Here is a 26,120-nt window from a genome sequence, read left to right on the forward strand (position 1 = left end):
TACGACCGAGCGGGGGTGGCGGGTCTCATGAGTCAGCGAGCGGGCACCGGGATCCTGGCGGTCGTCACGGCACGGCCGGGCGAGCCGCCGTGCGAGGTGGGGCGCGCCGTCGCCGGAGCCGGGTTGACGCCGCTGCGGGCGGTCGGCGGGACCTGGCTGACGTCGTGGGGACACGAGTCCGCACTCCCCACGACGACACGTCCGCTGCTGCTGTCCGGCCGGGCCCGACGGCGTGGCGCACGGGTCGCGGACGACGACGTGGCCCGGTTGATCCGCGCCGGTGACGTGGTGGAGGTCGGACGGTTCGACCCGCCCTTCGCGGCCCTCGGACTCACGGAGGACGGGGTCCGGGTCGCCACCGACCGGATGGGCTTCTCGCAGGTGTTCTGGTGCCGAGGTCCGGGGTGGGACGCCGTGTCCACGTCGGCCCGGCTCCTCGGACGCCTGCTGGGCGGGGCGCTCGACGACGAGGGCGTGCTGGTGCAGAGCCAGGTCGGGTGGCAGCTCGGGTGTCGCACGCTCTACCGGGGCGTCACCAAGCTCGCGCCCGGCGAGTCGGCGACCCTCGATGGTGCGGGGTTGCTGATCTTGCGCAGTGCCGACGACGTCGTGGACCCCGGCTCGATCCGTCTCGACGACGCCGTGACGGCCGCAGCGACCGCGTTGCGCAGGTCGATGGCCGGCTACCTGCGGGAGGTGGAGCACCCGGTGCTCCAGCTCACCGGCGGGATGGACTCCCGCGCCGTGCTGAGCTCGGTGCCGGCCCGGTCACGAGCCGGCCTGCCGGCGTTCACGCTCGACGTCCCGGGTTCGTCCGACGCGACGGTGGCCCGCTCCCTGGCCGAGCTGACCGGGCTCGAGCACCGCGTGTACTCCCTCGCCGGGCTCACGACCGTGCCGCCCGACGAGTGGTTCGCCCGGGTGCTGGCGGCGGCCGAGGACCACGACGCGATGGTGAACCCGATCGCCAAGGCCGCCACGGGCTGGGCCGAAGCGTCGATCGACCAGGGTGACCGCCTCGGCGGGATGGGCGGCGAGGTCGCGCGTGGGTTCTTCTACGCCGGTGCCGTGCGTCCATCCGCGGTGACGCGACACCGCAGCGAGCGGCTCGCCCGGTGGCGCCTCATGGCCAACGAGGCCGTCGAGCCCGCCGCGCTGCACGTCCGGCACCGGTCGGCCGCAGCCGTCACGGCCGTCGACGCGGTGCACGCCGCGCTCGTCCAGGCAGGTGACGAGTGGTTCAGCGCGACCGACGACCTCTACTACCGGCACCGCCTGCCTCGCTGGGCCGGCCCGGACCAGACGACCGCGTCGCACCGCCGCCGGATCATGAACGTGATGCTGGACCCGGACTTCATGGGCGTCGTGCGGAGCGTGGCCCCCACGGACAAGAACCGTGCCCGGTTCTGGGGATGCCTCCAGATGCAGCTCGACCAGGACCTTGGCAGGCTACCGCTGGAGGGACGGCCGTCCCCGGAACACTATGCGCGCGGCGGGCGCAGCGCCTGGGCGCGACACGGCGTTCGCCAGCTCGACAAGGCGGTGCACAAGGCGCGACAGCGCGTGATCGGTGCGCGGCGGCCGCCCGTCGGGGGCACGACCGTCGCCGCCGGGGTGGTGGACCACCTCCGTGCCCGGGCGGTGGTGCTCGACCCGCTGCGGGACTCCGGGTGGTTCGACGACGGATGGCTCGACGCCGTGCGCGACGGCAGCGTCCGGCCGCAGCCCAGCACGGTGGCGTTCATGGTCAACATGCTCGTCGCCCTCGACCCCACGCCCGATCCCACGCTCGACTCCACGCTCGACTCGACGCTCGACTCGACGGAGGTACTCCCATGACGGCCCACCGACTCGACCGCGTGCTGCAGCAGGACCTGTGCTCCGGTTGCGGCGCGTGCGCGTTCGTCGGGCGTGACCACGGCGTGGTCATGCTGGACATCCCGACCGTCGGCAGGCGGCCCGTCGGCACGGAAGGGTTGCCGACCGCGCTCAAGGACGAGATCGTCCGGGCCTGCCCGGGCTCCCAGGTGACCTCCCCCGGCTGGCCGGCCACGCCCGACCCCTCCGCGCTGCTGGTGGGTCCCACCGAGGCCATCTGGGAGGGATGGGCGACCGACCCCGTGCTGCGCTGGGCCGGCTCCTCAGGAGGAGTGGTGACCGCCCTGGCGACGTACGCCTTGGAGGAGCTCGAGATGGCGCTGGTCGTGCACACGGGGATGGACGACACCATGCCGTGGGGCAACCGCACCGTGGTCAGCCGCGACCGCGCCTCGCTCCTGCACAACAGCGGCTCGCGCTACACCACCTCCTCGCCCGTCGAGGCGCTCGACCTCATCGAGTCCGCCGACCGTCCGTGCGTCTTCGTCGGCAAGCCGTGCGACGTCGCGGCGGTGCGCGAGCTGCGCCGCGAGCGACCCGCGCTGGACCGCAACCTGGGACTGGTGCTCAGCTTCTTCTGCGCCGGGACCCCACCGTCCGACGCCAGCCTGCGGCTGGCCGCCGAGCTGGGGTTCGGTGAGCCGGCCGCCATCTCCCAGGTCCGCTACCGCGGTGAGGGGTGGCCGGGCAGCTTCGTGGTCGGGTCGACCGACGGGCACCGGTCCGAGCTGACCTACGACGAGTCGTGGGGTCGTCTGGCGAGCACGCCCCGCCAGCTGCGGTGCACCCTGTGCGCCGACGGCCTCGGTGAGCTCGCCGACGTGACCGGCGGGGACGCGTGGCACCGGCACAGCGACGAGCCCGGCGGGGCCTCCGACGGCGTGTCGCTGATCCTGGCCCGGACCACCAGGGGCCGCACCGTCGTCGAGGGCGCGATCGAGGCCGGCTACCTCACCGCGACAGTCAGTGACGCGAGCGACGTGGTGCTCGCCCAACCGCTCACCCGGCGCCGCATGCTCGTGCCCGCGCGCACGGCTGCCCTGCGCACGGCCGGTCTCGCGGCGCCCCGCTACCCGGGGTTCCGGCTGGGCGCTGCCGCGCGCCTGCTCGGGCCGAGGGCCTGGGCCAAGGAGTACGCCGGAATGGTGCGGCGCATCGTGACCCGAGGCCTCTGGCGCCGAGGCCGGCACATGGGAAGGACCCGTTGATGAGACACCCGACGAGCAGCGCGATGCTGCGCCTCTACGGCCGTGGGACCGCAGGCCGGGCCGTCGTCCGGCGGATGGTCAACCGGTTCGAGGGCGGCGAGATCTACTCGGACACGCTGCGCGACATCTTCCGGCAGTACCACCGCGTCGACGTCGGCGCGTACACCCACGGCGGCTGCTTCGTGCCCCACGCGTTCGGTCCGGGCACGACGATCGGGCGCTACACCTCCATCGCCCGCTCCGCGTTCGCCGCCACCCTCGACCACCCGACCCACCTCAAGGGGATGCACGGCTTCTTCTTCAACCCCGAGCTGGGCCTCACCGACGCCGAACGGCACTACAGCCCGCTGGAGATCGGGAGCGACGTCTGGCTCGGGCACAACTCCGTCATCAGCGCGAGCGTCTCCACGATCGGGCACGGGGCGGTCATCGGCGCCGGGGCGGTGGTCTTCAAGGACGTCCCGCCGTACGCCGTGGTCGTCGGCAACCCCGGTCGGGTCGTGCGGTACCGCTGTGAGCCGGAGACCATCGCGGAGCTGCTCGCCGAACGGTGGTGGGAACGGGACGTCACAGACCTGGGACGCGACCTCGACGCGTTCAGCGAGCCGTTCGCACCGGCGCGCGACGCCGGTGTCCAGCACCTCCGGTCGTCCTAGATTTACCGAATTTTTGACCGGGTCCCCATCGTCTCCGCGCCTAGAGTGGCGACCGACCGCCCGGCTCTCCCCCACGACGTGCCGGGCTCCCCTGCCTGAGGAACCCCCCGTGATCCGTGTCATCCCCCTGCTCCGCCGACGCCGCCCCCGCTGGCTCCAGCTGCGCGTCGTCGCCACCCTCCTGATCGGCCTCGGCACTGTCGTGCCGCTCGCGGTCCTCCCCCTCGCCGAGCCGGCGGACGCCGCGTCGACCACCGGCATCCTGGGCTCGAAGATGCGGCCGACGACACGTGCCGTGCCCCAGAAGACGTCGGTCAACCTCGGCGTGAAGTTCACCTCCCGCCGGGCCGGCCAGGTGACGGCGCTGCAGTTCTACCGCAGCCCACGCCAGACCAAGTCCTACGTCGCCTCCCTGTGGGACAACGACGGCACGCTCCTGGGGCGGACGAGGTTCCGGGCCTCCGACCGTTCCGGCTGGCAGACCGCGAAGCTGCGGTCCCCGGTGCGCCTGCTCGAGGGCCGCGTCTACGTCGCGTCCTACCTCGCGTCCCACGGCCAACACGCCGTGAAGCGCGGTGGGTTCGCCCGCAAGCGCACCGTCAACGGGTTCACGGTGAACCCGGGCGGAGGGGTGCGGACGCGCAGCAACAAGTCCCGTGCTCCACGCAACTCGGCGGGCGGCGCGAACTTCTTGGTGGACGTCGTGTTCACGCCCCAGCGCTCGGCTCCGACGGCCACGCCCACCCCCACAACCACGCCGACGCCGATCCCCGGAGGTTGGCCAGGTCCGGACAACACCGGCGTGCCCAACGGCACCACCCTCTCGCCGTACTCCGGGCCGCTCACCGTCACCACCGCAAACACGGTGATCCAGAACGTGGTGGTGAACGGGACGCTCGAGATCGCAGCGCCCGGCGTACGGATCGTGAACACGCGCGTCAACGGGCACGTGGACCTGCGCGACCCCCGGACCTCCGGGGCGTCGTTCACGATCACCGACTCGGAGATCCATGTCGGCGCGACTCTCACCACGGGCCTGTTGCGTGGCAACTTCACCGCGACGCGCATCGAGGTCACGGGTGGCATGCGCTCGATCTACTGCGAGATCAACTGCGTGGTCGAGGACTCCTGGGTGCACGCGCAGGGCGGCGATCCCGGCGGCAGCACCCACTTCGGTGGCATCCGGATGGGCGAGAGCACCACGTTGCGTCACAACACCATCACCTGCGAGGCGATGCGCGGACCCGGTACGGGGTGCTCCGCCGGGCTGACCGGCTACGGCGACTTCGGCCCCATCCAGAACAACCTCATCGAGCGCAACATCTTCCTCGGTGGTGGTGGCGGCGGATCGACCGTGTGTGCGTACGGCGGCTCGTCGGGTGACGACGGCAGCAAGCCCTACGGTCATCTGGCCAACAACGTGCGTTTCGTGGGCAACGTGTTCGTCCGGGGCGCATCCGGGACGTGCGGCAACATTCGGGCGGTGAGCGGCTTCGATCCGACCCGACCGGGCAATCTCTGGTCCGGCAACACCTGGGACGACGGGACACCGGTCAACTACACCGACTGAGGCGGCGACGGGCGGCGTCACCCTGCACGAACATCCCCCATTCTCGGGCCGCGGAGCGCAGCGGCGCGCTTCTACGCTGGCGGCGAGGGAATGGGGGCCCATGGTCAGCGTCATCATCGCCGCGTACGACGAGGCAGTCGTCCTGGGCGCAACACTGGACGCGCTCCGCGCGGATGCTCCCGAAGCCGAGGTGGTGGTCGTCGCCAACGGCTGCCACGACGACACAGCCGAGGTGGCGAGACGCCGGCCCGGAGTGCGGGTCGTCGAGCTGCCGGACGGCGGCAAGCCGCGCGCCCTCGATGCTGGTGAAGCCGTGGCCACGTCGTTCCCGAGGATCTACCTCGACGCCGACATGCGGGTGCCGCGCGGAGCGGTGGGCGCGCTCTGCCGAGCGCTCGAGCAGCCCGGGGTGCTCGCGGCCGTGCCGGCACGCCGCCTCGACGTGGCTGGTCGACCGTGGCCCGTCCGCGCCCACTCACAGGTCCACGAACGACTCCCCCTGTTCCGCGATGCCCTCTTCGGGCGCGGACTGGTGGCCCTGTCCGAAATCGGCCGGGCGCGCTTCGGCTCCTTTCCCGACATGGTGGCGGACGACCTCTTCCTGGACTCGCTCTTCAGGGCAGAGGAGAAGGTGCTCGTGGACGACGTGGTGATGACAGTGGCCACGCCGCCGACGACCCGCGAGCTCGTGCGACGGCTCGCCCGGGTCCGACGGGGCTCGGCGGCCATGCGCAAGGCAGCCACGTCGCTGCAGGCCCACGCCTCCGTGCGGCGTCCGGACCGGTGGTCCTGGCTGCGTGACGTCGTCGCCCGCGACCCGCACCTGCTGCCCGCCGGTGCGGCGTACGCCACCCTCACCGTGAGCGCCGCGCTGCTGGCCCGCCGCTCACCGGCGGACTCCCTCGCCTGGGGCCGGGTGGCGTCGCGCGGTCACCGCGGCCGCGTCGGTCTTCTCGGCGTGCAGTACGACACGGCGAACCTGGGGTTGGCGGCGCTGGCCTACTCGTTGACGGCGATCGTCGACTCCGTCGCCGACGAGGACACCGAGGTCGTCGTCTTCTCGATCAACTCCGAGGAGTCGGTCGCCACCATGCGTCGCTCGCTGGGCACGACCCGTCCCGTGCGCACCGTGCCGCTCCGGCACAGGAGCCCGCGCTCCCTGCTGCGAGCGCTGGGCGAGATGAGGCGCTGCGACGTCGTGGTCGACCTGACCGGTGGCGACAGCTTCTCCGACATCTACGGCGGCAAGCGGTTGCTGCGCAAGCTGCTGCACAAGCAGATGGTGCTTGCGGCGGGCACTCCGCTCGTCCTCGGGCCCCAGACGTACGGTCCGCTGCGTCGTCCGGTCTGGCGCCCGTGGTACCGGCACGTGGTCGAGCGTGCAGCCCTCGTCGCCACGCGGGACGGCCTCTCGGCCGAGTTCCTGTCCACCCTGACGTCCGCGCCCGTGGTCCGGAGCACGGATGTGGCCGTGCTCCTGCCGACGTCGGGCACCGAGCCACGCAGTGGCAGACGTATCGGGCTCAACGTGTCGGGGCTGCTCTGGAACGGCGGGTACACCGGATCGAACCAGTTCTCGCTGACTGCCGACTACCGCGCCTGGTGCGACGGAGTGGTCCGGGGGCTGGTTGCGAACGGGTACGAGGTCCATCTGGTCCCCCACGTGATCGCCCGGGCGACGGCTGACGCCCTCGAGGACGACGTCGCGGCGGCGCAGGCACTCATGAGGGACCACCCAGGATGCACGCTCGCTCCGACCTTCGACTCGCCGGTCGCGGCCAAGTCGCACATCGCCGGCCTCGACGTGTTCATCGGCTCGCGCATGCACGCCACCATTGCCGCGTTCACTGCCGGCGTGCCCACCGTCCCGGTTGCCTACAGCCGCAAGTTCGCCGGGTTCTTCGGGAGCCTCGGCTACGGCGCCCTGGTCGACCTGACCGACGCAAGCACCGAGGAGGCCGTGGCGCACACGCTGGCCCTGGTCGAGGACCGCGACCGGCTCGCTCAGCTCGCCGTACCCGCCCTCGGACTCGCCGAGCGTGCGGTCGACGCCTTCGTTGACGCACTCGTCGACGTGCTTCCGGCCACCGTCCGCGAACCGGGCCACGACGTCCCTGTCCCCCGCCGATGAGCACGGGACCGGCGCTACCACCTGGAGGATCCATGGAGCTGGGAAGCTCACTGAGACTGCTGCTCCGACAGTGGATCGTCGTCGTCCTCGGCGGACTACTGACAGCGGGAGCAGCTGCCTACCTCTACACCTCAACGCCACCGACCTATCGCGCGACGGCCCAGCTGTTGCTCCTGCTGCCGTCGACCGCCGGGGACCCGGAGCAGCGGAACAGCGCGTTCCTCTACCTCCCGAACGAGCTCAACATCCTGGCCCGGGTGGTCGCCTCGGTCCCGTCCTCACGCGACTTCGCCGTGGACCTGGCGGACAGGGGGCTCACCTCGTCCTACGAGGTGGGCGTGGAGCCCACCAGTCCGGTGATCAACGTGGGCGCAGAGGGGGACGACCCGGTCAACGTCCTCGCGACACGGGACGGGCTGGTCGAGGCGGTCGGTGACGAGCTCGCGCGGGTGCAGAGGGAGGAGCGGGTGCCGACCGACCAGACAGCGCGCATCCGCGTCTTCGCCGCCGAGACGACACCGGTCGAGCTGGGCGGCAGCGGACTGCGCGGGGTGATCGCCGTCCTCGCCGCCGGCGGGCTCCTGACGCTGTTGACGGCCTTCGCCACGGACTGGCTGGCCGAGGTCCGCCGTCGCCGCCGGGTGACCAGCACATCTCGCACCTCGCCACCACTCACGTCGCCCCCACCCACGTCGCCTCCTACCACGGCCCCCGTCGCCGCTCGAGCCTCCTCTGGCCCTGTCGACCAGCGTCCAGTTCTTGCGGCGACCTCCCCGGCCCCGAGAAACGGGTCGGCGCCGGGGAAGCGGCCCCCGGCCAAGGGAGCTCCGCGCAAACGGACACCCAGCAAGAAGGGCTCGCCACGAGCGAGCAAGCAGGCGCCCGCCGAGCGCGAGCCGGGTGACCGGGCACCGAGCGTGGGTGACGGGGCGTTCGCGTCGGCTCGGGGCGCGGATCGCCCGTGACCGTCGGTCGTCGGGGCCGCATCCTGCCGGCGTGGGTGTTCGTCGCCGCGTACGCCGTGCTGCTCCTGTGCGTGCCGACCCGGCTGATCGTCGGCCCGATAGGTGCGCCGGGAACTCCGGCCAACCTGCTGGCGATCGCGGGTCTCCTCTGGTGGTTGTGCTCCCTCGTCGGCGGCCTCGGACAGGCGCACGGGGCGACGCTCGTGCGCAGCGCCTTCGCGATCTTCGCCGCCGCCTGCCTGGTGAGCTATGCCTCGGGGCACCTGGGCGGCTGGTCACAGCCCGCCGACATCCACCAGCGCTCGGACCGCCTCTGGGAGCGTGCCGACGTGCACCAGGTGACCGAGGTCATCGCGAGCGCGTCCGACCGCGGTTTGCTGGCCCTCGCCGGGTGGGCCGGGATCCTCCTCGTCACGGCGGACGGCATCCGGTCGTGGGAGCAGCTGGACCGGCTGGTGGACTGGATCGTGCACGCAGCGGGTGCCGTCGCAGCGATGGCGGTGGCCCAGTACTTCACCGGCATCAATCTCGCGGCGTACCTCCACGTCCCCGGCCTGGTCGGCCTGGTCGACTTCGGCAACGCCCTGTCGCGATCCGACCTCAACCGCGTCGTCGCGACCTCGGCCCACCCGATCGAGCTCGGTGTCGTCATGGCAGCTCTGCTTCCCCTCGCGTCGTACCGCGCCCTGCGCGAACCACGGCGTCCCGGACCCTGGATCCCGGTCGCTCTGGTCGGGGTGGCAGCGCTCATGTCGGTGTCACGCTCCGCCGTGGTGGTGCTGGGGGTCGCCTCGGTCGTCCTCTTCGTGGGGTGGCCGACGAGGACCAGGCTCGTCGCCATGGTTGCGGCGGTCCCGCTCGCGCTCGCACTCCGGGTGGCGCTCCCGGGCCTGCTCGGCACCATCCGTTCGCTCTTCACAGGGCTCGCGGGCGACCCGAGCGTTGCGGGCCGCACGGACGACTACCCCCTGGTCTTCCGCCTGGTCGAGATGCGTCCGCTGACCGGCCAGGGCCTGTTCACCTTCGTCCCGATGGTCTACCGGACGGTCGACAACCAGCTCCTGATCCTGCTGCTCGAGCTCGGTGTGCTGGGCACGCTCGCCTTCGCCGTCCTCTTCCTCGCGGCCCAGGTCGCGGCGTGGACGCCGCGTCGTCTCGGCCTGCCGCACCAGCAGTGCCAGCTCGGGTACGCGGTGTCGGCGTCGATGGTGGGGATCGTGGCCAGCTATGCCACCTTCGACGCCCTGAGCTTTCGGCAGGTGGCCGGCCTCACGTTCCTCTTCTTCGGCCTGGCGGGAGCGGTGCACCATCTCTCGCGCGCCACCGCGCGCGTCACCGTCGGCGCTTCACCGCCATCGACGTCCGTTGGCGCCACCGGTGCCGACGCGACTCCCCGCCGCGTGCCAGCGACCTGACGCGGGCGGCGTCCCAGCCCCGGACGTACGACCAGCGAGGCACGATCCAGTCGGTGCCGTCCCAGGTCGTCGCGTCGCTCGTGAGGACGGTCCGGTAGTCCCGCAGGTGCCCCAGGACGCGACGGTCGTAGCTCCCGAGCGGGACAGCGAAGCTGGTGACGGGCTCACCGCACACCTCGCCCAGCCGCTGCCGGGAGTCCCGGCCGGCACGCACGAGGTCGGGATCCGACAGCGCCCGCAGGTCCACGTGGTCCCAGCCGTGGCTGCCGATGGACATGCCGCTGCTCCGCAGGTGCTGCACCGCGGACCCGTCCACGTAGGCGGGCAGGTCCAGGCGACCCGCGCAGACGTGGAACGTGGCGGTGAGGTCCCGCTCGGCGAGCACCGGCAACGCGTGCTCCACGTCGCTGGAGTTGCCGTCGTCGAAGGTGATGGCGACCGCGGCTCCCCCAGCGACCTCCACCGCCAGCACGTCGGCGATGCGGTGCCAGTCGTCGAGAGGGCACCAGAAGGGCACCTCGTCCGGCGGCACGTGCGCGGGCGGCTCACCGATCCCGTGGAAGTTGACGACCGTCGGGCGCCCGGCCCGCGGGGCGTTCACGCGGCCCTCCGCACAGCCGTGCTGCTCGCTAGGGTGGGGATCGTGAGCGTCGTGGGGGTCGGCACGGACGTGCTCGAGGAGGCGCGCATCGCGCGACTCGTCGACTCCGGCGGCAGCCGCTTCCTGGCCCACTGGTACACCGCCGCCGAGGTCGAGATGTGCTTCACGTCGGCGCGCCCCTCGCGCGTCGCCGCGACCTGCTTCGCCGTGAAGGAGGCGGCGCTGAAGGCGATCGGGATCTCGTTCCCCGGTCCCCTGATGTGGCGGGAGATCGAGGTCAGCCTCGACGACGCGGGCAGCGTCACCGTCCGGCTCGCCGGTGATGCGGCCGTCCAGGCGACGCGGTCGGGCGTGGTCCGGCTGCATGCCTCGACGGCCCGGACCGCAGGCTGGCTGGCGGCGGTGGTCGTCGCCGAAGGGTGACCCCCTGCCCCCATCGTCAGCTGCTGTCGCTAGGCGACGGGTGGGAGGGTGGCGGCGGCGATGCTGGAGACGGCGGAGTACTCCTTGACACCGTTGGTCGTCCGGTAGGCGCGGATGCTGAGCGTGTAGACGGAGCCGGCCGCCAGCCCGCCGAACTTGTACCCGATGTCGGGGTCCGTGCACGGGGCGTTCGGGAAGCCGCCGACGTCGCGCCAGTCGGTGAAGGTGCCACCGAGGACCTCGTAGCCGATGTCCGGCTTGCACACGAGGTCAGGGGCTGCGGAGCGCACGAACCTGATGCTGATCGAGCTGGTCGTGCGGGCCGTCGGGGTGGGCGACATCGCGGCCGGGTTGACGGACCCCGTCGGGGTCCCGGAGCCGCCACCGGCCGTCGTGTAGTCCAGGCTGCGCGTCGGGGAGTACTCCTTGACGCCGTTGGTGATCCGGTACGCCCTGATGCTGACGGTGTACGTGGTGGCCGGGGCGAGCCCGGTGAACTTGTAGCCGATGTCGGGATCCGTGCACGGCGCGTTCGGGAAGCCGCCGACGTCGACCCAGCTGGCGGACGATCCGCCGAGGACCTCGTAGCCGATGTCGGGCTTGCACACCAGGTCCGGGGCCCCGGAGCGCACGAAGCGGATGCTGAGGGAGGTGGTGGTGACCGCGATCGGGGTGGCGCTCAACGTCGGCGGGTTGACGCCCTTGGTGACGAACGTCCCGCTCGACACCGCTGAGTACTCCTTGACGCCGTTGGCGATGCGGTACGCCCTGATGCTGAGCACGTAGCTCGTGTTCACGGCCAGCCCACTGAACTTGTAGCCCGGGTCCGGGTCGTCGCAGGGCGCGTTCGGGAAGCCGCCGACGTCGCGCCAGGTCGTGAAGGTCCCACCGAGGACCTCGTAGCCGATGTCCGGCTTGCACACGCGGTCCGGTGCGGGCGACCGGAGGAACCGGACGCTGATCGTGCTCGTCGTCGCGGCCGTCGGTGTGGCATACATCGACGGCGCGTCGGGTGCACCCGCACCGGGCGCCGGGGGCGACGTACCGGTCGTCGTGGCGGTCATCTGGGACGCACCGGAGTACTCCTTGACGCCGTCGGTGATCCGGTAGGCGCGGACGCTGAAGGTGTACACAGTGCCCGCGGCGAGGCCGTTGAACTTGTAGCCCGGGTCGGGGTCGTCGCAGGGCGCGTTCGGGAAGCCGCCGACGTCGCGCCAGTCCGCGAACGTGCCGCCGAGGACCTCGTAGCCGATGTCCGGCTTGCACACGCGGTCCGGTGCGGGCGACCGGAGGAACCGGACGCTGATCGTGCTCGTCGTCACGGCTGTCGGCGTCGCGTACATCGACGGCGCAGCAGGCGCCGCGGCCACGGCGGCGCCCGCGGACGCCGCCAGCATCGCCACCGTCACCCCCATCGTCGCCAACGCGGCTCCCCACCGGCGTCCAGCAGTCCTCATGTCCCCATCGCCTTCCCACTGTGCACAGCAATTCGAAGCCCACTGGCCACTCATCTCGGTGGGGTGTCGCGATCGTGGCACCACCCACCCGCACGGCCCGTCCGCGTGGCGGCAACTCCCCACAAATGGGGACACGTGTGCGTCGTGGAGCACCATGCGGACGAAGTCGCGACACTCGGGGCACACGGGTGCAGGACTGGGACGGTCCAGCGCGTGCTCGCAGTGGGGAGGGGTTGACATGGGTGTGGCCCAGAAGGTCCGCCGGACGCTGGTTGAGGACCCGCGGTCCCTGGGCGCGGGGTTCAGGTCGCGCAGATGGGCGCTGGTCCAGGAGCTGTTCCCCGACCTGTCCTCGATGGACGTCGTCGACCTCGGCGGGACGGTCGAGGCGTGGGAGCGCGCGCCGGTCCGGCCGGCGCGCGTCACTGTGCTCAACCTGACCGAGCCCGGCATCTCGCGCTCGGACGACATCGTGCCGGTGCTCGGCGACGCCTGCGATGCCGGGGCGGCGCTCGCCGCGGCGACTGGCCGAACCCGCTTCGACCTCGTCTTCTCGAACTCGGTGCTGGAGCACCTCGGAGGTCATGCGAACCGCGCGCGCTTCGCCGAGACGGTCCACGCCCTCGCACCGCTGCACTGGGTCCAGACGCCCTACCGCTACTTCCCGATCGAGCCGCACTGGCTCTTTCCCGGCATGCAGTTCCTGCCGATCACCGCGCGAGCCCGCGTCGCCGAGAGGTGGCCCCTTTCGCACAGCCGGTCACCCGACCGCGAGCGCGCCACGTCGTCGGCGCTCTGGACCGAGCTCATCAGTGTGACCGAGCTGCGGCACTACTTCCCGGGGTCCGAGGTCGTGCACGAGCGGTTTCTCGGCCTGACCAAGTCGATCATCGCAGTCCGGCGTTGACGCGGACGGTTCAGGCCTCCGCTCGTTGTCGAGGTTTGACGAGAGCCACCGCAGGCCTCCGGGGCAGGACGGGTCGGCAGGGACGGGCACGAGAGGGGCCAGCCAGGGCCCCCGGGTCCTCGGGACCTCGGCCGAGATACCTCCCACGGAAACCGCACCTCGTGGCGCGTACCCGATTCTGGGGTTGTCCGCCGCCGCAGACGTGCCGATAGCGTCGATGAGGTGCGCCTACCTCTCCGGTCCACCCCACTGACGCTCGCGCTCGCACTCTCGTTCGCACTGACCGCGTGCTCAACCACCGAGGCAAACGACCCCGAGCCTGCGTACGACCCCGCCGCCGACACGGCGGATTCGCCCGACCCAGCACGCGAGGTGGTCGCGGCACCCCGCCTGAGGGTGCGGATCCTCGCCCGCGGTCTCGACAAGCCGTGGGACGTCCAACAGGCGCCGGGTGGCCGGCTCGTCGTGAGCGAGCGCAACAAGGCACTGATCAGCGTCGTCCGCGACGGAGAGGTCCGGACCCTCGCCGACATGTCCAACCAGGTGTGGGTCTCCGGGGAGACCGGCCTGATGTCGCTTGCCGTAGACCGCAAGCGGCGCGTGGTCTGGGCCTGCCATGGTGACGATTCGACCGGGACGGAGGACGTGCGGGTGACTCGCATGCAGGTCGACCGGAGCTGGACGCTGGTGCAGAGCGCACGAACGCTCATCGCCGGCTTCCCGACCTCGACCGGCCGCCATGGCGGTTGCCGACTGCTGCTGGCTCGCTCCGGACCGGACCTGTACATCGGCACGGGCGACGCGGCCATCGGCACCAACCCGCAGGACCTCGACTCGCTGGGCGGCAAAGTGCTGCGGGTCCACCGCGACTCCGGCACGGCGATGCGCGACAACCCCTGGGCCTCGGCCCCGACCGAGCGCCGCTTCGTCTGGACCTACGGGCACCGCAACGTACAGGGCCTCGCCCAGCGCGCTGACGGCTCCGTCTGGTCGGTCGAGCACGGTCCGACAGTGGATGACGAGGTCAACCGCCTCGTGCCGGGCGGCAACTATGGCTGGAACCCGGTCCCCGGATACGAGGAGTCGGTGCCCATGACCGACGATTCCCTGCCGGGCCACCAGATGGACGCCCAATGGAGCTCCGGCGACTCGACCCGGGCGACCTCCGGTGCCGCTTGGGTGGAGGGCTCGCAGTGGGGATCGCTCGAGGGCACGCTCGCCGTCGCGGCCCTCGAGGACGAGCAGATGATGTTTCTTCGCTTCGACCGTCGCGGCCGCTTCGTGTCGATTCTGACTCCCCCGGCGTTGACCAAGTTCGGCCGCCTGCGGTCGGTCACGTCCGCCCGGAACGGCGATCTTCTGGTCACTACCGACAATGGCACGGATCAGGTGCTGCGGGTCTCGCCGCGATAGTCGGCGCTTGCACCAGGCCCCGAGCGATCGGTACTTCGTGTCCTGGCTGCGACCCCTCGAGCCACAGCAGCTGCGCGACCGGCCCGCTGCCCATCGCCGAGCGAGGCCGCGCTGGGCTCAGTCCTCCGGGTCGTAGCCGAGGTTGGGCGAGAGCCACCGCTCCGCCTCGGCGAGGGTCCAGCCCTTGCGCTCGGCGTAGTCGGCGACCTGGTCGCGCGCCAGCCGGCCCACCACGAAGTACTGCGACTGCGGGTGGGAGTAGTAGAAGCCGCTGACCGAGGCACCCGGCCACATGGCCATCGACTCGGTGAGCTTGATGCCGGTGTGCTCCTCGACGTCGAGGAGCTCCCAGAGGGTCTGCTTCTCGGTGTGCTCGGGGCACGCGGGGTAGCCCGGCGCGGGCCGGATGCCGTCGTACAGCTCCTTGATGAGCCCGACGTTGTCGAGGTGCTCGTCGGGTGCGTAGCCCCAGATGTCCTTGCGGACCCGCTCGTGGAGCCGCTCGGCGAAGGCCTCGGCCAGCCGGTCGGCCAGCGACTCCAGCAGGATCGCGTTGTAGTCGTCGAGCTCCTCGCGGAAGGCGGCCACCCGCTCCGTCACACCGTCGCCCGCGGTCACCGCGAAGGCGCCCACGTGGTCGCGGAGGCCGGAGTCCTTGGGCGCGACGTAGTCGGCCAGGCTCCGGTTGGGTACGCCGTCGCGGTGCTGGCCCTGCTGCCGCAGGTGGTGCAGCGTCGCGTGCACCTCACTGCGGTCGTTGCCGAGGTAGAGCTCGACGTCGTCGCCGACCGATGCCGCCGGGAAGAAGCCGACCACGCCGTGGGCGCGGATCCACTTCTCCTCGATCATCGTGTCGAGCATCTCCTGCGCGTCGTCGTACAGCTTGCGAGCGGCGGGGCCGGAGCTGGGGTTGTTGAGGATGTCGGGGAAGGCGCCCTTCATCTCCCAGGCGTTGAAGAACGGCTGCCAGTCGATGTAGGTGCGGAGCACGGAGAGGTCGACGTCGCGCAACACCCGGACGTGCTGGGTGACCGGCGTGCCCACGAGGGTGGACACCGCGTGGTCCTGCTGCAGCAGCATCTTGGGCTTGGGCGGGTGGTAGTCGGACCAGTCGATCGGGCTCGCGTTGGCGCGCGCCTGCTCGAGGGTCACCATCGGCCGGTCGTTCTTGGTCGCGTGGCGCGTGCGCAGGGAGTCGAAGTCGGCCTTGACGTCGGCCATCAGCGTGGCGCGCCCGGTCTCGTGGAGCAGGGCCGCAGCAGTGGGCACCGAGCGCGACGCGTCCTTGACCCACACGACCGGCCCGTCGTACTTCGGGTCGACCTTGACCGCGGTGTGGGCCCGGGAGGTGGTCGCACCGCCGATGAGCAGCGGGATCTCCAGCCCCTGGCGCTGCATCTCGGAGGCGAAGTTGACCATCTCGTCGAGCGACGGCGTGATCAGGCCGGAGAGCCCGATGATGTCCGCGCCCACCTCGGCCGCGGTGTCGAGGATCTTCTGCGCCGGCACCATCACGCCGAGGTCGATGACCTCGTAGTTGTTGCACTGGAGCACCACGCCGACGATGTTCTTGCCGATGTCGTGGACGTCGCCCTTCACCGTCGCCATGACGATGGTGCCGTTGGTGTCCTTCGCGGTCGCGAGCTCGGGGTTGTCGAGCTTCTCCTGCTCGATGAAGGGGATGAGGTAGGCGACGGCCTTCTTCATCACGCGGGCGCTCTTGACCACCTGCGGGAGGAACATCTTGCCGGCCCCGAAGAGGTCGCCGACGACGTTCATGCCGTCCATCAGCGGGCCCTCGATGACCTCGATCGGGCGACCGCCGCGCTCGGCGATCTCCTGGCGCAGGAGCTCGGTGTCGGACTCGACGTGCGCGTCGATCCCCTTCACGAGCGCGTGGGTGATCCGCTCGCCGATGGGCAGCGCACGCCACTCCTCCTCGGTCACCTCGACCTCGCCGGCGGTGACGTTGTAGCGCTCAGCGATCTCGAGCAGCCGCTCGGCGGCGTCGGGACGGCGGTTGAGCACGACGTCCTCGATCCGGTCGCGCAGCTCGGCGTCGACCTCGTCGTAGACGACCAGGGCGCCCGCGTTGACGATGCCCATGTCGAGCCCGGCACGGATCGCGTGGAAGAGGAAGACGGCGTGGATCGCCTCGCGCACCGGGTTGTTGCCGCGGAACGAGAACGAGACGTTGGAGATGCCGCCGCTGACCTTGGCGCCGGGCAGGTTGGCCTTGATCCAGCGGGTGGCCTCGATGAAGTCCTCGCCGTAGGTGGCGTGCTCCTCGATGCCCGTCGCGACGGCGAACACATTGGGGTCGAAGATGATGTCCTCGGGCGGGAAGCCGACCTCGTCGACGAGGATCCGGTAGGCCCGCTCGCAGATCGCCTTGCGACGCTCGAGGTTGTCGGCCTGGCCGTCCTCGTCGAACGCCATCACCACGACAGCGGCGCCGTACTTGCGGCACAGGCGAGCGTGGGCGCGGAACGCCTCCTCGCCCTCCTTCATCGAGATGGAGTTGACGATCGGCTTGCCCTGCACGCACTTGAGCCCGGCCTCGATCACCTCCCACTTCGAGGAGTCGACCATCACCGGCACCCGGCTGATGTCGGGCTCGGCGGCGATGAGCTTGAGGAAGCGGTCCATCGCCGCGACGCCGTCGATCATGCCTTCGTCCATGTTGACGTCGATGACCTGCGCGCCCGACTCGACCTGCTGCGCCGCGACGCTCAGTGCGGTGTCGTAGTCGCCGTCCTTGATGAGCTTGCGGAACCGGGCGGAGCCGGTGATGTTGGTGCGCTCGCCGACGTTGACGAACAGGCTCTCCTCGGTGATCTTCAGCGGCTCGAGGCCGGACAGGCGCATCACCGGCTGGTGCTCGACCGGCTCGCGCCGCTCCTTGCCGTCGACCGCCCCGGCGATGGCCGCGATGTGGTCGGGCGTGGTGCCGCAGCAGCCGCCGACGAAGTTGAGGAACCCGGCGTCGGCGAACTCGGCGAGGACGCCGGCCGTCTGGTCCGGCGTCTCGTCGTACTCCCCGAAGGCGTTGGGCAGGCCGGCGTTGGGATACACGCTGACGAACGAGTCGGCGAGGCGCGAGAGCTCGGCGACGTAGGGGCGCATGTCGCGCGCGCCCAGGGCGCAGTTGAGGCCGACCGCCAGCGGGCGCGCATGGCGTACGGAGTCCCAGAAGGCCTCGGTGACCTGGCCCGACAGCGTGCGCCCGGAGGCGTCGGTGATGGTCCCGGAGATGATGACCGGCCAGCGACGCTCCTGCTCCTCGAAGAGCGTCTCGACCGCGAAGATCGCGGCCTTCGCGTTGAGCGTGTCGAAGATCGTCTCGATCATCAGCAGGTCGGCGCCGCCGTCGACGAGGCCGCGGGCGGCCGTCAGGTAGGCCTCTGCGAGCTGGTCGAAGGAGACGTTGCGGGCGCCGGGGTCGTTGACGTCGGGCGAGATCGACGCGGTGCGCGTCGTCGGGCCGAGCGCGCCGGCGACCCAGCGCGGTCGGTCGTCGGTCGCGACCGCGTCGGCGGCCGCGCGGGCGAGCCGGGCGGACTCGAAGTTGAGCTCGTAGTCGAGGTCCTCGAGGCCGTAGTCGGCGAGCGAGACCGAGTTGGCGTTGAAGGTGTTGGTCTCGATGATGTCCGCACCCGCGCGGAGGTACTCCTCGTGGATCGCCCGGATGATCTGCGGCTGGGTGATCGTCAGCAGGTCGTTGTTGCCGACGAGGTCGCTCGGGTGGTCGGCGAAGCGCTCGCCGCGGTAGCCGGCCTCGTCGGGACGGTCGCGCTGGATGGCCGTGCCCATCGCTCCGTCGAGCACCATGATCCGCCGGCCCAGGATGTCCGTGAGGGCGTCGGTGGCGTCGGGGCGGTGCTGCGGCTTCACAGGCGGCCTTCCGTGCTGGTGGAGATCCAGCCTAGGAACGTTGTCCGACACGCGGACCTGGTTCCCACATCGTGGCACCGGCCGACACCCCTCACGAAATCACGGCAGTTCGCTGGGCTGAGTCTCCTAGGGTGGGGTGGTGATCGAGTTCGACGACGTGCAGGACCTCGTCTCCCCCGTGGTGATCGCCGCTTTCGAGGGATGGAACGACGCCGCCGACGCGGCGTCCGGCCTCGTCGACCACCTGATGGAGCAGTGGAAGGCCGAGGTCATCGGCGCGATCGACCCGGAGGAGTTCTACGACTTCCAGGTCAACCGCCCGGTCATCAGCACCGACGTCAACGGCCACCGGCGACTCGCCTGGCCCACCACCCGGATCGCCGTCGCCCGCCCCGCCGAGCTCGACCGCGACGTGATCCTGGTCCGCGGCATCGAGCCCAGCATGAAGTGGCGCCAGTTCTGCGCCGAGCTGCTCGCCGCGTGCGACGACCTCGGTGCCGAGCTCGTGGTGACCCTCGGTGCGCTCCTCGCGGACACCCCGCACACCCGCCCCATCCCGGTCAGCGGCACCGCCACCGAGCCGGAGCTCGTCGACCGGCTCGACGTCGAGCAGTCGACCTACGAAGGCCCCACGGGGATCGTCGGCGTGTTCAACGACGCGTGCACCCAGCTCGACATCCCGGCCGTGTCCTACTGGGCCGCGGTCCCCCACTACGTCGCGCAGCCGCCGTGCCCCAAGGCGACGCTCGCCCTCCTCGGCCAGCTCGAGGAGCTGCTCCAGGCGCCGATGCCGCTGGGCGACCTCGTCGACGACTCCAAGGCATGGGAGCGCGGGGTGGACGAGCTCGCCGCCGAGGACGAGGACGTCGCCGACTACGTCCGCGCGCTCGAGGAGACCCGCGACACCGCCGACCTCCCCGAGGCCTCCGGCGAGGCCATCGCGCGGGAGTTCGAGCGCTACCTCAAGCGCCGCGACACCGACTGACGGGCGTAGGTCAGAGCGACAGGCCGAGGGCTGCGTCGAGCAGCCGGTGGACCGACGCCGCCGCCTCGTGGTCCGAGGTGTCCGCGAGCCCGGTCGTGCCGAGCGTGGCCTCGACCCACTCCTGGACGGCCGCGACGGCCGTCGGGGCGTCGAGGTCGTCGGCGAGCGCGGCCAACACCCGCTCGACCACCGGTGCGGCGGGTGCGCCGTGGCCCAGCGCGAGCGCCCGGCGCCAGTCGGCGAGGGTGTCGACGGCGGCCCAGAGCTGGTCGTCGGTCCACTCCCAGTCGCTGCGGTAGTGGTGGCGCAGCAGCACCAGGCGGATGGCCATCGGGTCGACCTCGCTCATCCGCAGCGCGGAGACGAAGACGAGGTTGCCCTTGGACTTCGACATCTTCTCGCCGTCGTAGGCCACCATCCCGGCGTGGGCGTACGCCCGCGCGAACCGCTCGCCGGGGTGCGCGACCTGCGCCTCGCCGGCGGACATCTCGTGGTGCGGGAAGACCAGGTCGCTGCCGCCGCCCTGGACGTCGAAGGACGTGCCGAGGTGGTCGAGCGCGATGGCGGAGCACTCGATGTGCCAGCCGGGGCGGCCGGGTCCCCACGGGCTGGGCCACGACGGCTCGCCCGGGCGCTCGGCGCGCCAGAGCAGGCAGTCGAGCGGGTCCTTCTTGCCCTCGCGGTCGGGGTCGCCGCCGCGCTCACCGAAGATCTCCAGCATCGCGTCACGGTCGAGGCCGGACACCGCGCCGAAGTCGTCGTCGGCAGTGACGGAGAAGTAGAGGTCGTCCTCGACCGTGTAGACCGCGCCGGCCTCGTCGAGACGCTCGATGAGCTCGATCACCTGCGGGATCGACTCGACGGCGCCGATGTAGTGGGCCGGCGGCAGGACGCGCAGCGCCTCCATGTCGTCTCGGAAGAGCTGCGTCTCCCGCTCGGCCAGCTCCGCCCAGTCGACCTTGACCTTCGCGGCCCGCTCGAGCAGCGGGTCGTCGACGTCGGTGACGTTCTGGACATAGGTGACCTCGTGCCCGGCGTTGCGCCACGCACGGTTGAGCAGGTCGAAGCCGACGTAGGTCGCGGCATGCCCGATGTGGGTCGCGTCGTAGGGCGTGATGCCGCAGACGTACATCCGTGCCGGGCCCTCGGGACGGGTCTCGACGACCCCGCCGCCGGCGGTGTCGTGGACCCGCACCGTCGGGCCCGCGACGGGCAGTCGGGGAACGTCGGGGGACGACCAAGAACGCATGACGGGCAGCCTATCCGTGCGTCGGCTGACTCCTGGCGGGAGATCTCGATACGCCCTGGTCGCGGCTTCGTTCCTCAGCCGCGGGGCTACTCGATCTGGCCCGGCCCACGCCGCCGGCTCGTTCCTCGCCGACGACTGTCGGTCTCAGAACGGCGGCCACGGGATCACGGGGTACGCCGACGAGGCTGGCGCGGGGAACACACCGCGGTCCAGCAGCCGCCTGACCCGCCGCGTGGTGACCGCGAGCTCTTCGCGGGTCACGAGCCCGGCGAGCGTCGTGCCGAGCTCGCCGTCGAGTGCCACGGCGAGTCGGCGCAGGCCCTCGGACTCCTCGTCGGTGAGCGCCTCGCCGACGAAGCCCCACAGGACCGTGCGCAGCTTGTTCTCGACGTGGAAGGTCAGGCCGTGGTCGACGCCGTGGCGGTGGCCGTCGGCCATCGGCAGGACGTGCCCGCCCTTGCGGTCGGCGTTGTTGACCACGACGTCGAAGAGCGCCATCCGGCGCAGCTCCGGGGAGTCCTCGTGCACCAGCGACACCGGCTGGTCGTGGGCGTCGAGCCCGTCGAAGACGTGGCGGAAGCCGGCAGGCACCTCGCCCTCGCCGACGATGTCGACGGGGTCCTGGTCCTCGACCTCGTCGCGCCACAGCTGCACCATGCCCGGCCCGTGCGGCCCGTCACCGAGCACCGTCAGCGGCACGATGTCCCAGCCGAGCGCCTCCGAGACGGTGTACGCCGCGACCTCGCGGTTAGCGAGCGTGCCGTCGGGGAAGTCCCACAGCGGCCGCTCCCCCGCGACCGGCTTGTAGACGACGCGGACGCCGCCGATCTCGCCGACGAACGTGGCGTTGGAGGCCGGCAGCACCCGACCGTGCAGGGTCAGCTCGCCGGACGGGAACCCACCCGGGAGGTCCGGGACAGGGGTCGGCTCAGGGGTCACGACGCCGGAAGCCGTTGGCGCGGACGCACAGGTGGCCGTCGGGGTCGATGGGCTCACCGCAGAACGGGCAGTCGGGCCGGCCGGCCCCGACGACGTTGCGCGAACGCTCGACGAACGAGCGGGCGGCGGCCGCCGTCAGGCGGACCAGGAAGATCTCCTCGGGCTCCGGCTCGAGCAGGTCCTCGAGGTCCTCCTGGAGCTGCTCGGGCGACACCACGGCCGCCTCGGTGAACGGGAAGACCTCGATGACGAGGCGCTCGTCGCTGCTGTCCCACGACAGCGTCATCGTGCCGGCGCGGAACTCCTCCTCGATCGGCTGCTCCAGCGGCTGGCCGTCGACCATGTCGCGGGGGGCGATCGCGGGGATGAGCACGTCGTCGCCGGCGGCACCCATCAGCTCGTCGAGGAGCTCGTCGATGCGCTCGGCCAGGGCGGACACCTGCTGCTTCTCCAGCGAGACGCTGACGATGCGGGCGCCCTCGCGTGCCTGGAGGAAGAACGTCCGCGATCCGGGCTCGCCGACGGTGCCGGCGACGAAGCGCTCGGGAGGGTCGAAACGGTGCACGACAGGCATGTCACTCACCCTAGGACCCGGCTGGCTGGGCCGGTCCCGCTCCCCCGCCGACTGCCGCATCGCGCGCCGCGCGCGACGAACGACGCCGCGTCTTGGCGGGGGCGTTCAGCCACGAGAGGTCGCCGCCGTGGGTGTTGGTGCCGAGGACGAAGGGGCGCGAGTCGGTGTAGCTCACGATCGACACCGACGCAGGGTCGACGTGGATGCGCTGGAAGAGGTCGAGGTGGGTGCCGAGGGCGTCGGCGAGGATCGACTTGATGACGTCGCCGTGGCTCACGGCGAGCCAGACCGCGTCGTCCCCGTGCTCGGCGGCGATCCGCGCGTCGTGGCGGCGGATCGCTGCGACGGCCCGGTCCTGCATGGCCCGCATCGACTCCCCACCGGGGAAGGTCGCCGCGGACGGCTGGGCCTGGACGGTCTTCCACAGCTTCTCCTTGGCCAGGTCCTTCAGCGGCCGACCCTGCCACTCCCCGTAGTCGCACTCCGAGAGCTGCTTGTCGGTGCTCGCGCGCAACGCGGCGCCCTGCCGGCCGGTGATCTCCTTGGACGTCTCGCGGCAGCGCTCCAGCGGGCTGGTGACGGCGGCAGCGAGGCGTACGCCGGCCAGGCGCTCGCCGACGGCGACGGCCTGCTTCACACCGGTGTCGTCGAGGTGGACGCCCGGGGCGCGGCCGGCGAGGACGCCTGCCGTGTTGGCGGTCGAACGGCCGTGTCGGACGAGGATGACGGTGGGCACGACAGCGACCCTAGCCAAGGCGGGGTGGGACTAGCCTGACCCGGTGATCGTGGACAACGCCCTCTACCACCGGGGCAAGAGGGTGCCGCTCGGCGACGGCGACGACCAGAGCCTCGGCCATGCGCGGGTGCCGTGCGACCCGGGCGACTTCCAGTGGATCGGGATCCACGACCCCAGCCCCGACGAGCTCGACCTCATCGCGCGCACCTTCGACCTGCACCCGCTCGCGGTCGAGGACGCCGGCGACTCCCACCAGCGGCCCAAGCTCGAGCACTACGGCAACACGCTCTTCCTCGTGCTGAAGACGCTCTGGTACGTCGACGAGGAGGACGCCGTCGAGACCGGGGAGATCAACATGTTCGTGGGGTCCGACTTCGTGGTGACGGTCCGCCACGGCGCCGGCATCGACCTCGCCGACTCCCGCCGCGACCTCGAGGCCCGGGCGAAGGTCCTCGAGCACGGGCCGATGGGCGTCATGTACGCGATCTGCGACCGGGTGGTCGACGAGTACGAGAGGGTCGGCGCGGCCCTCGAGGAGGACGTCGACGAGGTCGAGGAGTCCGTCTTCTCCCAGGCCCGCACCAACGACTCCAACCGGATCTACGTCCTCAAGCGCGAGATCGCTGAGGTGCGGCGCGCGGTGATGCCGCTGCGCGAGCCGATGCGCAAGTTCTCCCTCCACTCCGACACGGTGCCGACGATCCGCACGCCGATCCCGATCACGGCCGAGACCGCGACCTACTTCCGCGACGTGGCCGACCACCTGCAGCGCGTCTCCGAGGTCATCGACAGCCTCGACATCCTGCTGTCGACCGCGTTCGACGCGCACCTCGCACGCATCTCGGTCCAGCAGAACGACGACATGCGCAAGATCTCCGCCGGTGCCGCCCTCGTCGTCGTGCCCACCCTCATCGCCGGGGTCTACGGCATGAACTTCGACCACATGCCCGAGCTGCACTGGACCTATGGCTACGCGTTCGCGCTGGCGCTGATGGTCGGTGCGTCCGCGGGACTGCTCTGGTTCTTCAAGAAGTCCGGGTGGCTGTGACCCGTCCTGCCCCCTCGGCATGGCGGGTGGTGTGGTGGTTCGGGTTCGTCAGCCTGTTCGCCGACATGGTCTACGAGGGCGCCCGCTCGGTCTACGGCCCGCTGCTCGCCGCGCTCGGCGCCTCGGCCGTGGTCGTCGGACTCGTCACCGGCGCCGGTGAGGCCGTCGCCCTGGTCCTGCGGCTCGCCTTCGGCCCGATCGCGGACCGCACGGGGCGCTACTGGTCGCTGACGATCCTCGGCTACGGGCTGACCGCGGTCTGCGTGCCGCTGCTGGCGCTGGCGCCGCGGCTCGGCGTCGCCGGGCTCGCCTTCGGTGCGACGATGATCCTGCTCGAGCGGCTCGGCAAGGCGATCCGCTCGCCGTCGAAGTCCGCCCTGCTGGCCCACGTCGCGTCGGCGGTGGGTCGCGGCCGTGGGTTCGGCGTGCACAAGGCGCTCGACCAGGTGGGCGCGTTCGCCGGGCCGCTGCTCGTCGCCGGTGTCGTCGCGATCAGCTCGCTGTGGACGGGGATGGCGGTGCTGGCCGTGCCCGGCGCCATCGCGATGCTGCTGCTGGTCACCCTGCGGCGGCGCGTGCCTGACCCGGCGGCGTACGACGAGACGACCACCGTGAGTCCTGCGGACGACGCCGCCGAGCGGCGCGGCTGGTGGGCCGAGGCCGTCGGCGCGGGACTGTCGGGCGACTTCTTCCGATACGCGATCGCCGCGTCCCTGACCACGGGTGCGCTCGTGACCTTCGGCATCATCGGCTACCACCTCACCGTCGAGGGACTGCTGCCCGTGGCCGCAGTCCCGGTCGTGTACGCCGCGGCGATGGCCGTCGAGGCGGTCGCGGCCCTCGCCGTTGGGTCGGTCTACGACCGGACCGGACCGCGGGTGCTCCTCGTCGTGCCGGTGCTCGTGGCGCTCGTGCCTGCGCTGGCCCTCGGGTCCGCGCTCACGGCCGTCCTGGTCGGCGTCGTCGCGTGGGGCTTCGCCCAGGGCGTGCAGGACTCGACGATCAAGGCGGTGGTCGCCGACCTGGTGGAGGCGCCGCGGCGGGCGACGGCGTACGGCGTGTTCGCGGGCATCCAGGGGCTGCTCGCGATCGTCGGCGGCGTGGGCGCGGGCTGGCTCTACGAGCGGTCGCTGGTCGCGCTGGTGGTGGTGGTCGCGATCACGCAGGTCGTGGCGCTCGCCCTGCTGGTGAACACGCTTGGAAACGGCACCGTCAGGCGGTCAGCACGCCGGCGCCGAGCAGGATGAGCGTGCCGGCGCCGAGCAGGATCCGGTAGACGACGAACGGCGTGTAGGAGCGGGTGCTGACGTAGCGCAGCAGCCACGCGATGGCGGCGTACCCCACGACGAAGGAGACGATCGTCGCGGTGATCGTCGGTCCCCAGCCGAAGTCGTTGTGGCCGTTGGGGATCTCCTTGAGCTCGAAGATCCCGGCGCCGACGACGGCGGGGATCGCGAGCAGGAAGGCGAAGCGCGTCGCGGCCTCACGGTCGAAGCCGAGGAAGCGGCCCATCGAGATCGTGGCGCCGGAGCGGGAGACACCGGGGATCAGTGCGAGCGCCTGCGCGGCCCCCATCAGCACGGCGTCCTTGAGGGTGATCCTGCCCAGCGGGCGGTCGGTGCGGCCGACGCGGTCGGCGACGCCGAGCACGATGCCCATCACGATGAGCGTGGTGCCGATGATCCAGAGGTTGCGGAAGTCGCGCTCGATGAGGTCCTTGAGCAGGACGCCCAGCACGACGATCGGCAGCGAGCCGACGATGATGTACCAGCCCATGCGGGAGTCCAGCGTGCCGCGGTGCTCGGGGCGGAAGAGCGACTTCACCCAGGCGCTGCCGATGCGCCAGATGTCCTTGCGGAAGTAGATCAGCACCGCGAGCTCGGTGCCGATCTGGATGACGGCCGTGAACGCGGCGCCCGGGTCGCCCCACCCGAAGAGCTCCGGGAAGATCCGCAGGTGCGCGCTGCTGGAGATCGGCAGGAACTCGGTGAGCCCCTGGATGATGCCCAGGACGACTGCCTTGAGGAGATCCGTCACAGGTGGTGAGCCTACGGGCGCGTCCCTGCCGCTC

General features: G+C 71.4%; 21 protein-coding genes. 13 read left to right on the forward strand and 8 right to left on the reverse strand.

Annotated elements, in window-relative coordinates:
- Positions 1 to 27: 27 nt before the first annotated feature.
- The 7 genes from EUA06_RS10545 to EUA06_RS10575 all read left to right on the forward strand — a co-directional run bounded on the left by EUA06_RS10545 (position 28) and on the right by EUA06_RS10575 (position 9,823).
- Positions 28 to 1,839, forward strand: coding sequence for an asparagine synthase-related protein (locus tag EUA06_RS10545; RefSeq protein WP_129475337.1), 1,812 nt, complete (start codon positions 28 to 30; stop codon positions 1,837 to 1,839).
- A complete protein-coding gene (locus tag EUA06_RS10550) occupies positions 1,836 to 3,086 on the forward strand; it encodes a Coenzyme F420 hydrogenase/dehydrogenase, beta subunit C-terminal domain (RefSeq protein ID WP_165354338.1) in 1,251 nt (416 codons plus the stop codon). The genes EUA06_RS10545 and EUA06_RS10550 overlap by 4 nt, the downstream gene beginning before the upstream one ends.
- Entirely contained in the window at positions 3,086 to 3,742 is a 657-nt protein-coding gene (locus EUA06_RS23215; protein WP_129475341.1) for a CatB-related O-acetyltransferase, read from the forward strand. Before EUA06_RS10550 ends, EUA06_RS23215 begins: the two co-directional genes overlap by 1 nt.
- A 109-nt stretch (positions 3,743 to 3,851) precedes the next feature.
- Positions 3,852 to 5,312: a DUF4082 domain-containing protein gene (locus EUA06_RS10560; protein ID WP_129475343.1), complete on the forward strand. Its 1,461-nt coding sequence runs from the start codon at positions 3,852 to 3,854 to the stop codon at positions 5,310 to 5,312.
- Positions 5,313 to 5,412: 100 nt separating this feature from the next.
- On the forward strand, positions 5,413 to 7,443 hold the full coding sequence (locus EUA06_RS22405; protein WP_165354339.1) for a polysaccharide pyruvyl transferase family protein: 2,031 nt from the start codon (positions 5,413 to 5,415) through the stop codon (positions 7,441 to 7,443).
- 32 nt (positions 7,444 to 7,475) lie between these two features.
- Positions 7,476 to 8,408, forward strand: a complete 933-nt coding sequence (locus EUA06_RS10570; RefSeq protein WP_129475345.1) for a YveK family protein — start codon at positions 7,476 to 7,478, stop codon at positions 8,406 to 8,408.
- A complete protein-coding gene (locus tag EUA06_RS10575) occupies positions 8,405 to 9,823 on the forward strand; it encodes an O-antigen ligase family protein (protein ID WP_129475347.1) in 1,419 nt (472 codons plus the stop codon). Before EUA06_RS10570 ends, EUA06_RS10575 begins: the two co-directional genes overlap by 4 nt.
- On the opposite strand, the gene EUA06_RS10580 is transcribed toward EUA06_RS10575, so the two are convergent.
- Positions 9,741 to 10,424 carry a polysaccharide deacetylase family protein gene (locus tag EUA06_RS10580; RefSeq protein ID WP_165354340.1) on the reverse strand — a complete coding sequence of 228 codons (684 nt, stop codon included), beginning with the start codon at positions 10,422 to 10,424 and terminating at the stop codon, positions 9,741 to 9,743. The genes EUA06_RS10575 and EUA06_RS10580 overlap by 83 nt on opposite strands.
- A gap of 42 nt (positions 10,425 to 10,466) precedes the next feature.
- Here EUA06_RS10580 and acpS point away from each other — a divergent pair, with 42 nt between their 5' ends.
- Positions 10,467 to 10,847 carry a holo-ACP synthase gene (acpS, locus tag EUA06_RS22410; RefSeq protein WP_165354341.1) on the forward strand — a complete coding sequence of 127 codons (381 nt, stop codon included), beginning with the start codon at positions 10,467 to 10,469 and terminating at the stop codon, positions 10,845 to 10,847.
- A gap of 29 nt (positions 10,848 to 10,876) precedes the next feature.
- Here the strand turns inward: acpS and EUA06_RS10590 are convergent, their stop codons facing one another.
- Positions 10,877 to 12,304: a fibronectin type III domain-containing protein gene (locus EUA06_RS10590; protein WP_129475351.1), complete on the reverse strand. Its 1,428-nt coding sequence runs from the start codon at positions 12,302 to 12,304 to the stop codon at positions 10,877 to 10,879.
- 238 nt (positions 12,305 to 12,542) lie between these two features.
- Between EUA06_RS10590 and EUA06_RS10595 the strand changes: the two genes are divergently transcribed.
- Together EUA06_RS10595 and EUA06_RS10600 are read left to right on the forward strand one after the other, a co-directional pair.
- A complete protein-coding gene (locus EUA06_RS10595) occupies positions 12,543 to 13,211 on the forward strand; it encodes a single stranded DNA-binding domain-containing protein (RefSeq protein ID WP_129475353.1) in 669 nt (222 codons plus the stop codon).
- A 396-nt stretch (positions 13,212 to 13,607) separates the two neighbouring features.
- The gene (locus EUA06_RS10600; RefSeq protein WP_277985665.1) at positions 13,608 to 14,624 is read left to right on the forward strand and encodes a PQQ-dependent sugar dehydrogenase; all 1,017 of its coding nucleotides are present in this window, start codon (positions 13,608 to 13,610) and stop codon (positions 14,622 to 14,624) included.
- A gap of 117 nt (positions 14,625 to 14,741) precedes the next feature.
- Here the strand turns inward: EUA06_RS10600 and metH are convergent, their stop codons facing one another.
- Positions 14,742 to 18,455: a methionine synthase gene (gene metH / locus EUA06_RS10605; RefSeq protein ID WP_207208319.1), complete on the reverse strand. Its 3,714-nt coding sequence runs from the start codon at positions 18,453 to 18,455 to the stop codon at positions 14,742 to 14,744.
- A gap of 202 nt (positions 18,456 to 18,657) precedes the next feature.
- Here metH and EUA06_RS10610 point away from each other — a divergent pair, with 202 nt between their 5' ends.
- Complete coding sequence (locus EUA06_RS10610; protein ID WP_129475357.1) at positions 18,658 to 19,503, forward strand: PAC2 family protein; 846 nt, start codon at positions 18,658 to 18,660, stop codon at positions 19,501 to 19,503.
- Positions 19,504 to 19,513: 10 nt separating this feature from the next.
- Here EUA06_RS10610 and mshC read toward each other — a convergent pair whose 3' ends face one another.
- From mshC to EUA06_RS10630, 4 genes are all read right to left on the reverse strand, one after another.
- Positions 19,514 to 20,752 carry a cysteine--1-D-myo-inosityl 2-amino-2-deoxy-alpha-D-glucopyranoside ligase gene (gene mshC, locus EUA06_RS10615; RefSeq protein ID WP_129475359.1) on the reverse strand — a complete coding sequence of 413 codons (1,239 nt, stop codon included), beginning with the start codon at positions 20,750 to 20,752 and terminating at the stop codon, positions 19,514 to 19,516.
- A gap of 144 nt (positions 20,753 to 20,896) precedes the next feature.
- Entirely contained in the window at positions 20,897 to 21,691 is a 795-nt protein-coding gene (locus EUA06_RS10620; protein ID WP_129475361.1) for an SCO1664 family protein, read from the reverse strand.
- Positions 21,681 to 22,265, reverse strand: coding sequence for a DUF3090 domain-containing protein (locus EUA06_RS10625; RefSeq protein WP_129475363.1), 585 nt, complete (start codon positions 22,263 to 22,265; stop codon positions 21,681 to 21,683). Before EUA06_RS10625 ends, EUA06_RS10620 begins: the two co-directional genes overlap by 11 nt.
- A gap of 10 nt (positions 22,266 to 22,275) precedes the next feature.
- Entirely contained in the window at positions 22,276 to 23,001 is a 726-nt protein-coding gene (locus EUA06_RS10630) for a histidine phosphatase family protein (RefSeq protein WP_129475364.1), read from the reverse strand.
- Between the two features lie 43 nt (positions 23,002 to 23,044).
- On the opposite strand from EUA06_RS10630, the gene corA reads away from it, so the two are divergent.
- Both corA and EUA06_RS10640 read left to right on the forward strand, forming a co-directional pair.
- The gene (corA, locus tag EUA06_RS10635; protein WP_129475366.1) at positions 23,045 to 24,049 is read left to right on the forward strand and encodes a magnesium/cobalt transporter CorA; all 1,005 of its coding nucleotides are present in this window, start codon (positions 23,045 to 23,047) and stop codon (positions 24,047 to 24,049) included.
- Positions 24,046 to 25,296, forward strand: a complete 1,251-nt coding sequence (locus EUA06_RS10640) for an MFS transporter (RefSeq protein ID WP_242498086.1) — start codon at positions 24,046 to 24,048, stop codon at positions 25,294 to 25,296. The genes corA and EUA06_RS10640 overlap by 4 nt, the downstream gene beginning before the upstream one ends.
- On the opposite strand, the gene EUA06_RS10645 is transcribed toward EUA06_RS10640, so the two are convergent.
- Positions 25,262 to 26,086, reverse strand: a complete 825-nt coding sequence (locus tag EUA06_RS10645) for an undecaprenyl-diphosphate phosphatase (protein WP_129475367.1) — start codon at positions 26,084 to 26,086, stop codon at positions 25,262 to 25,264. The two genes, EUA06_RS10640 and EUA06_RS10645, sit on opposite strands and share 35 nt — an antisense overlap.
- Positions 26,087 to 26,120: the final 34 nt, after the last annotated feature.

The organism is Nocardioides glacieisoli (genome assembly GCF_004137245.1).
GTDB classification, from domain to species: domain Bacteria; phylum Actinomycetota; class Actinomycetes; order Propionibacteriales; family Nocardioidaceae; genus Nocardioides; species Nocardioides glacieisoli.

Coding starts and splice junctions, on each gene's coding strand:
- EUA06_RS10545 (WP_129475337.1), top strand. CDS start 28: ATGAGTCAGCGAGCGGGCACCGGGATCCTGGCGGTCGTCACGGCACGG.
- EUA06_RS10550 (WP_165354338.1), top strand. CDS start 1,836: ATGACGGCCCACCGACTCGACCGCGTGCTGCAGCAGGACCTGTGCTCC.
- EUA06_RS23215 (WP_129475341.1), top strand. CDS start 3,086: ATGAGACACCCGACGAGCAGCGCGATGCTGCGCCTCTACGGCCGTGGG.
- EUA06_RS22405 (WP_165354339.1), top strand. CDS start 5,413: ATGGTCAGCGTCATCATCGCCGCGTACGACGAGGCAGTCGTCCTGGGC.
- EUA06_RS10570 (WP_129475345.1), top strand. CDS start 7,476: ATGGAGCTGGGAAGCTCACTGAGACTGCTGCTCCGACAGTGGATCGTC.
- EUA06_RS10590 (WP_129475351.1), bottom strand. CDS start 12,304: ATGAGGACTGCTGGACGCCGGTGGGGAGCCGCGTTGGCGACGATGGGG.
- EUA06_RS10595 (WP_129475353.1), top strand. CDS start 12,543: ATGGGTGTGGCCCAGAAGGTCCGCCGGACGCTGGTTGAGGACCCGCGG.
- metH (WP_207208319.1), bottom strand. CDS start 18,455: ATGGTGCTCGACGGAGCGATGGGCACGGCCATCCAGCGCGACCGTCCC.
- mshC (WP_129475359.1), bottom strand. CDS start 20,752: ATGCGTTCTTGGTCGTCCCCCGACGTTCCCCGACTGCCCGTCGCGGGC.
- EUA06_RS10625 (WP_129475363.1), bottom strand. CDS start 22,265: ATGCCTGTCGTGCACCGTTTCGACCCTCCCGAGCGCTTCGTCGCCGGC.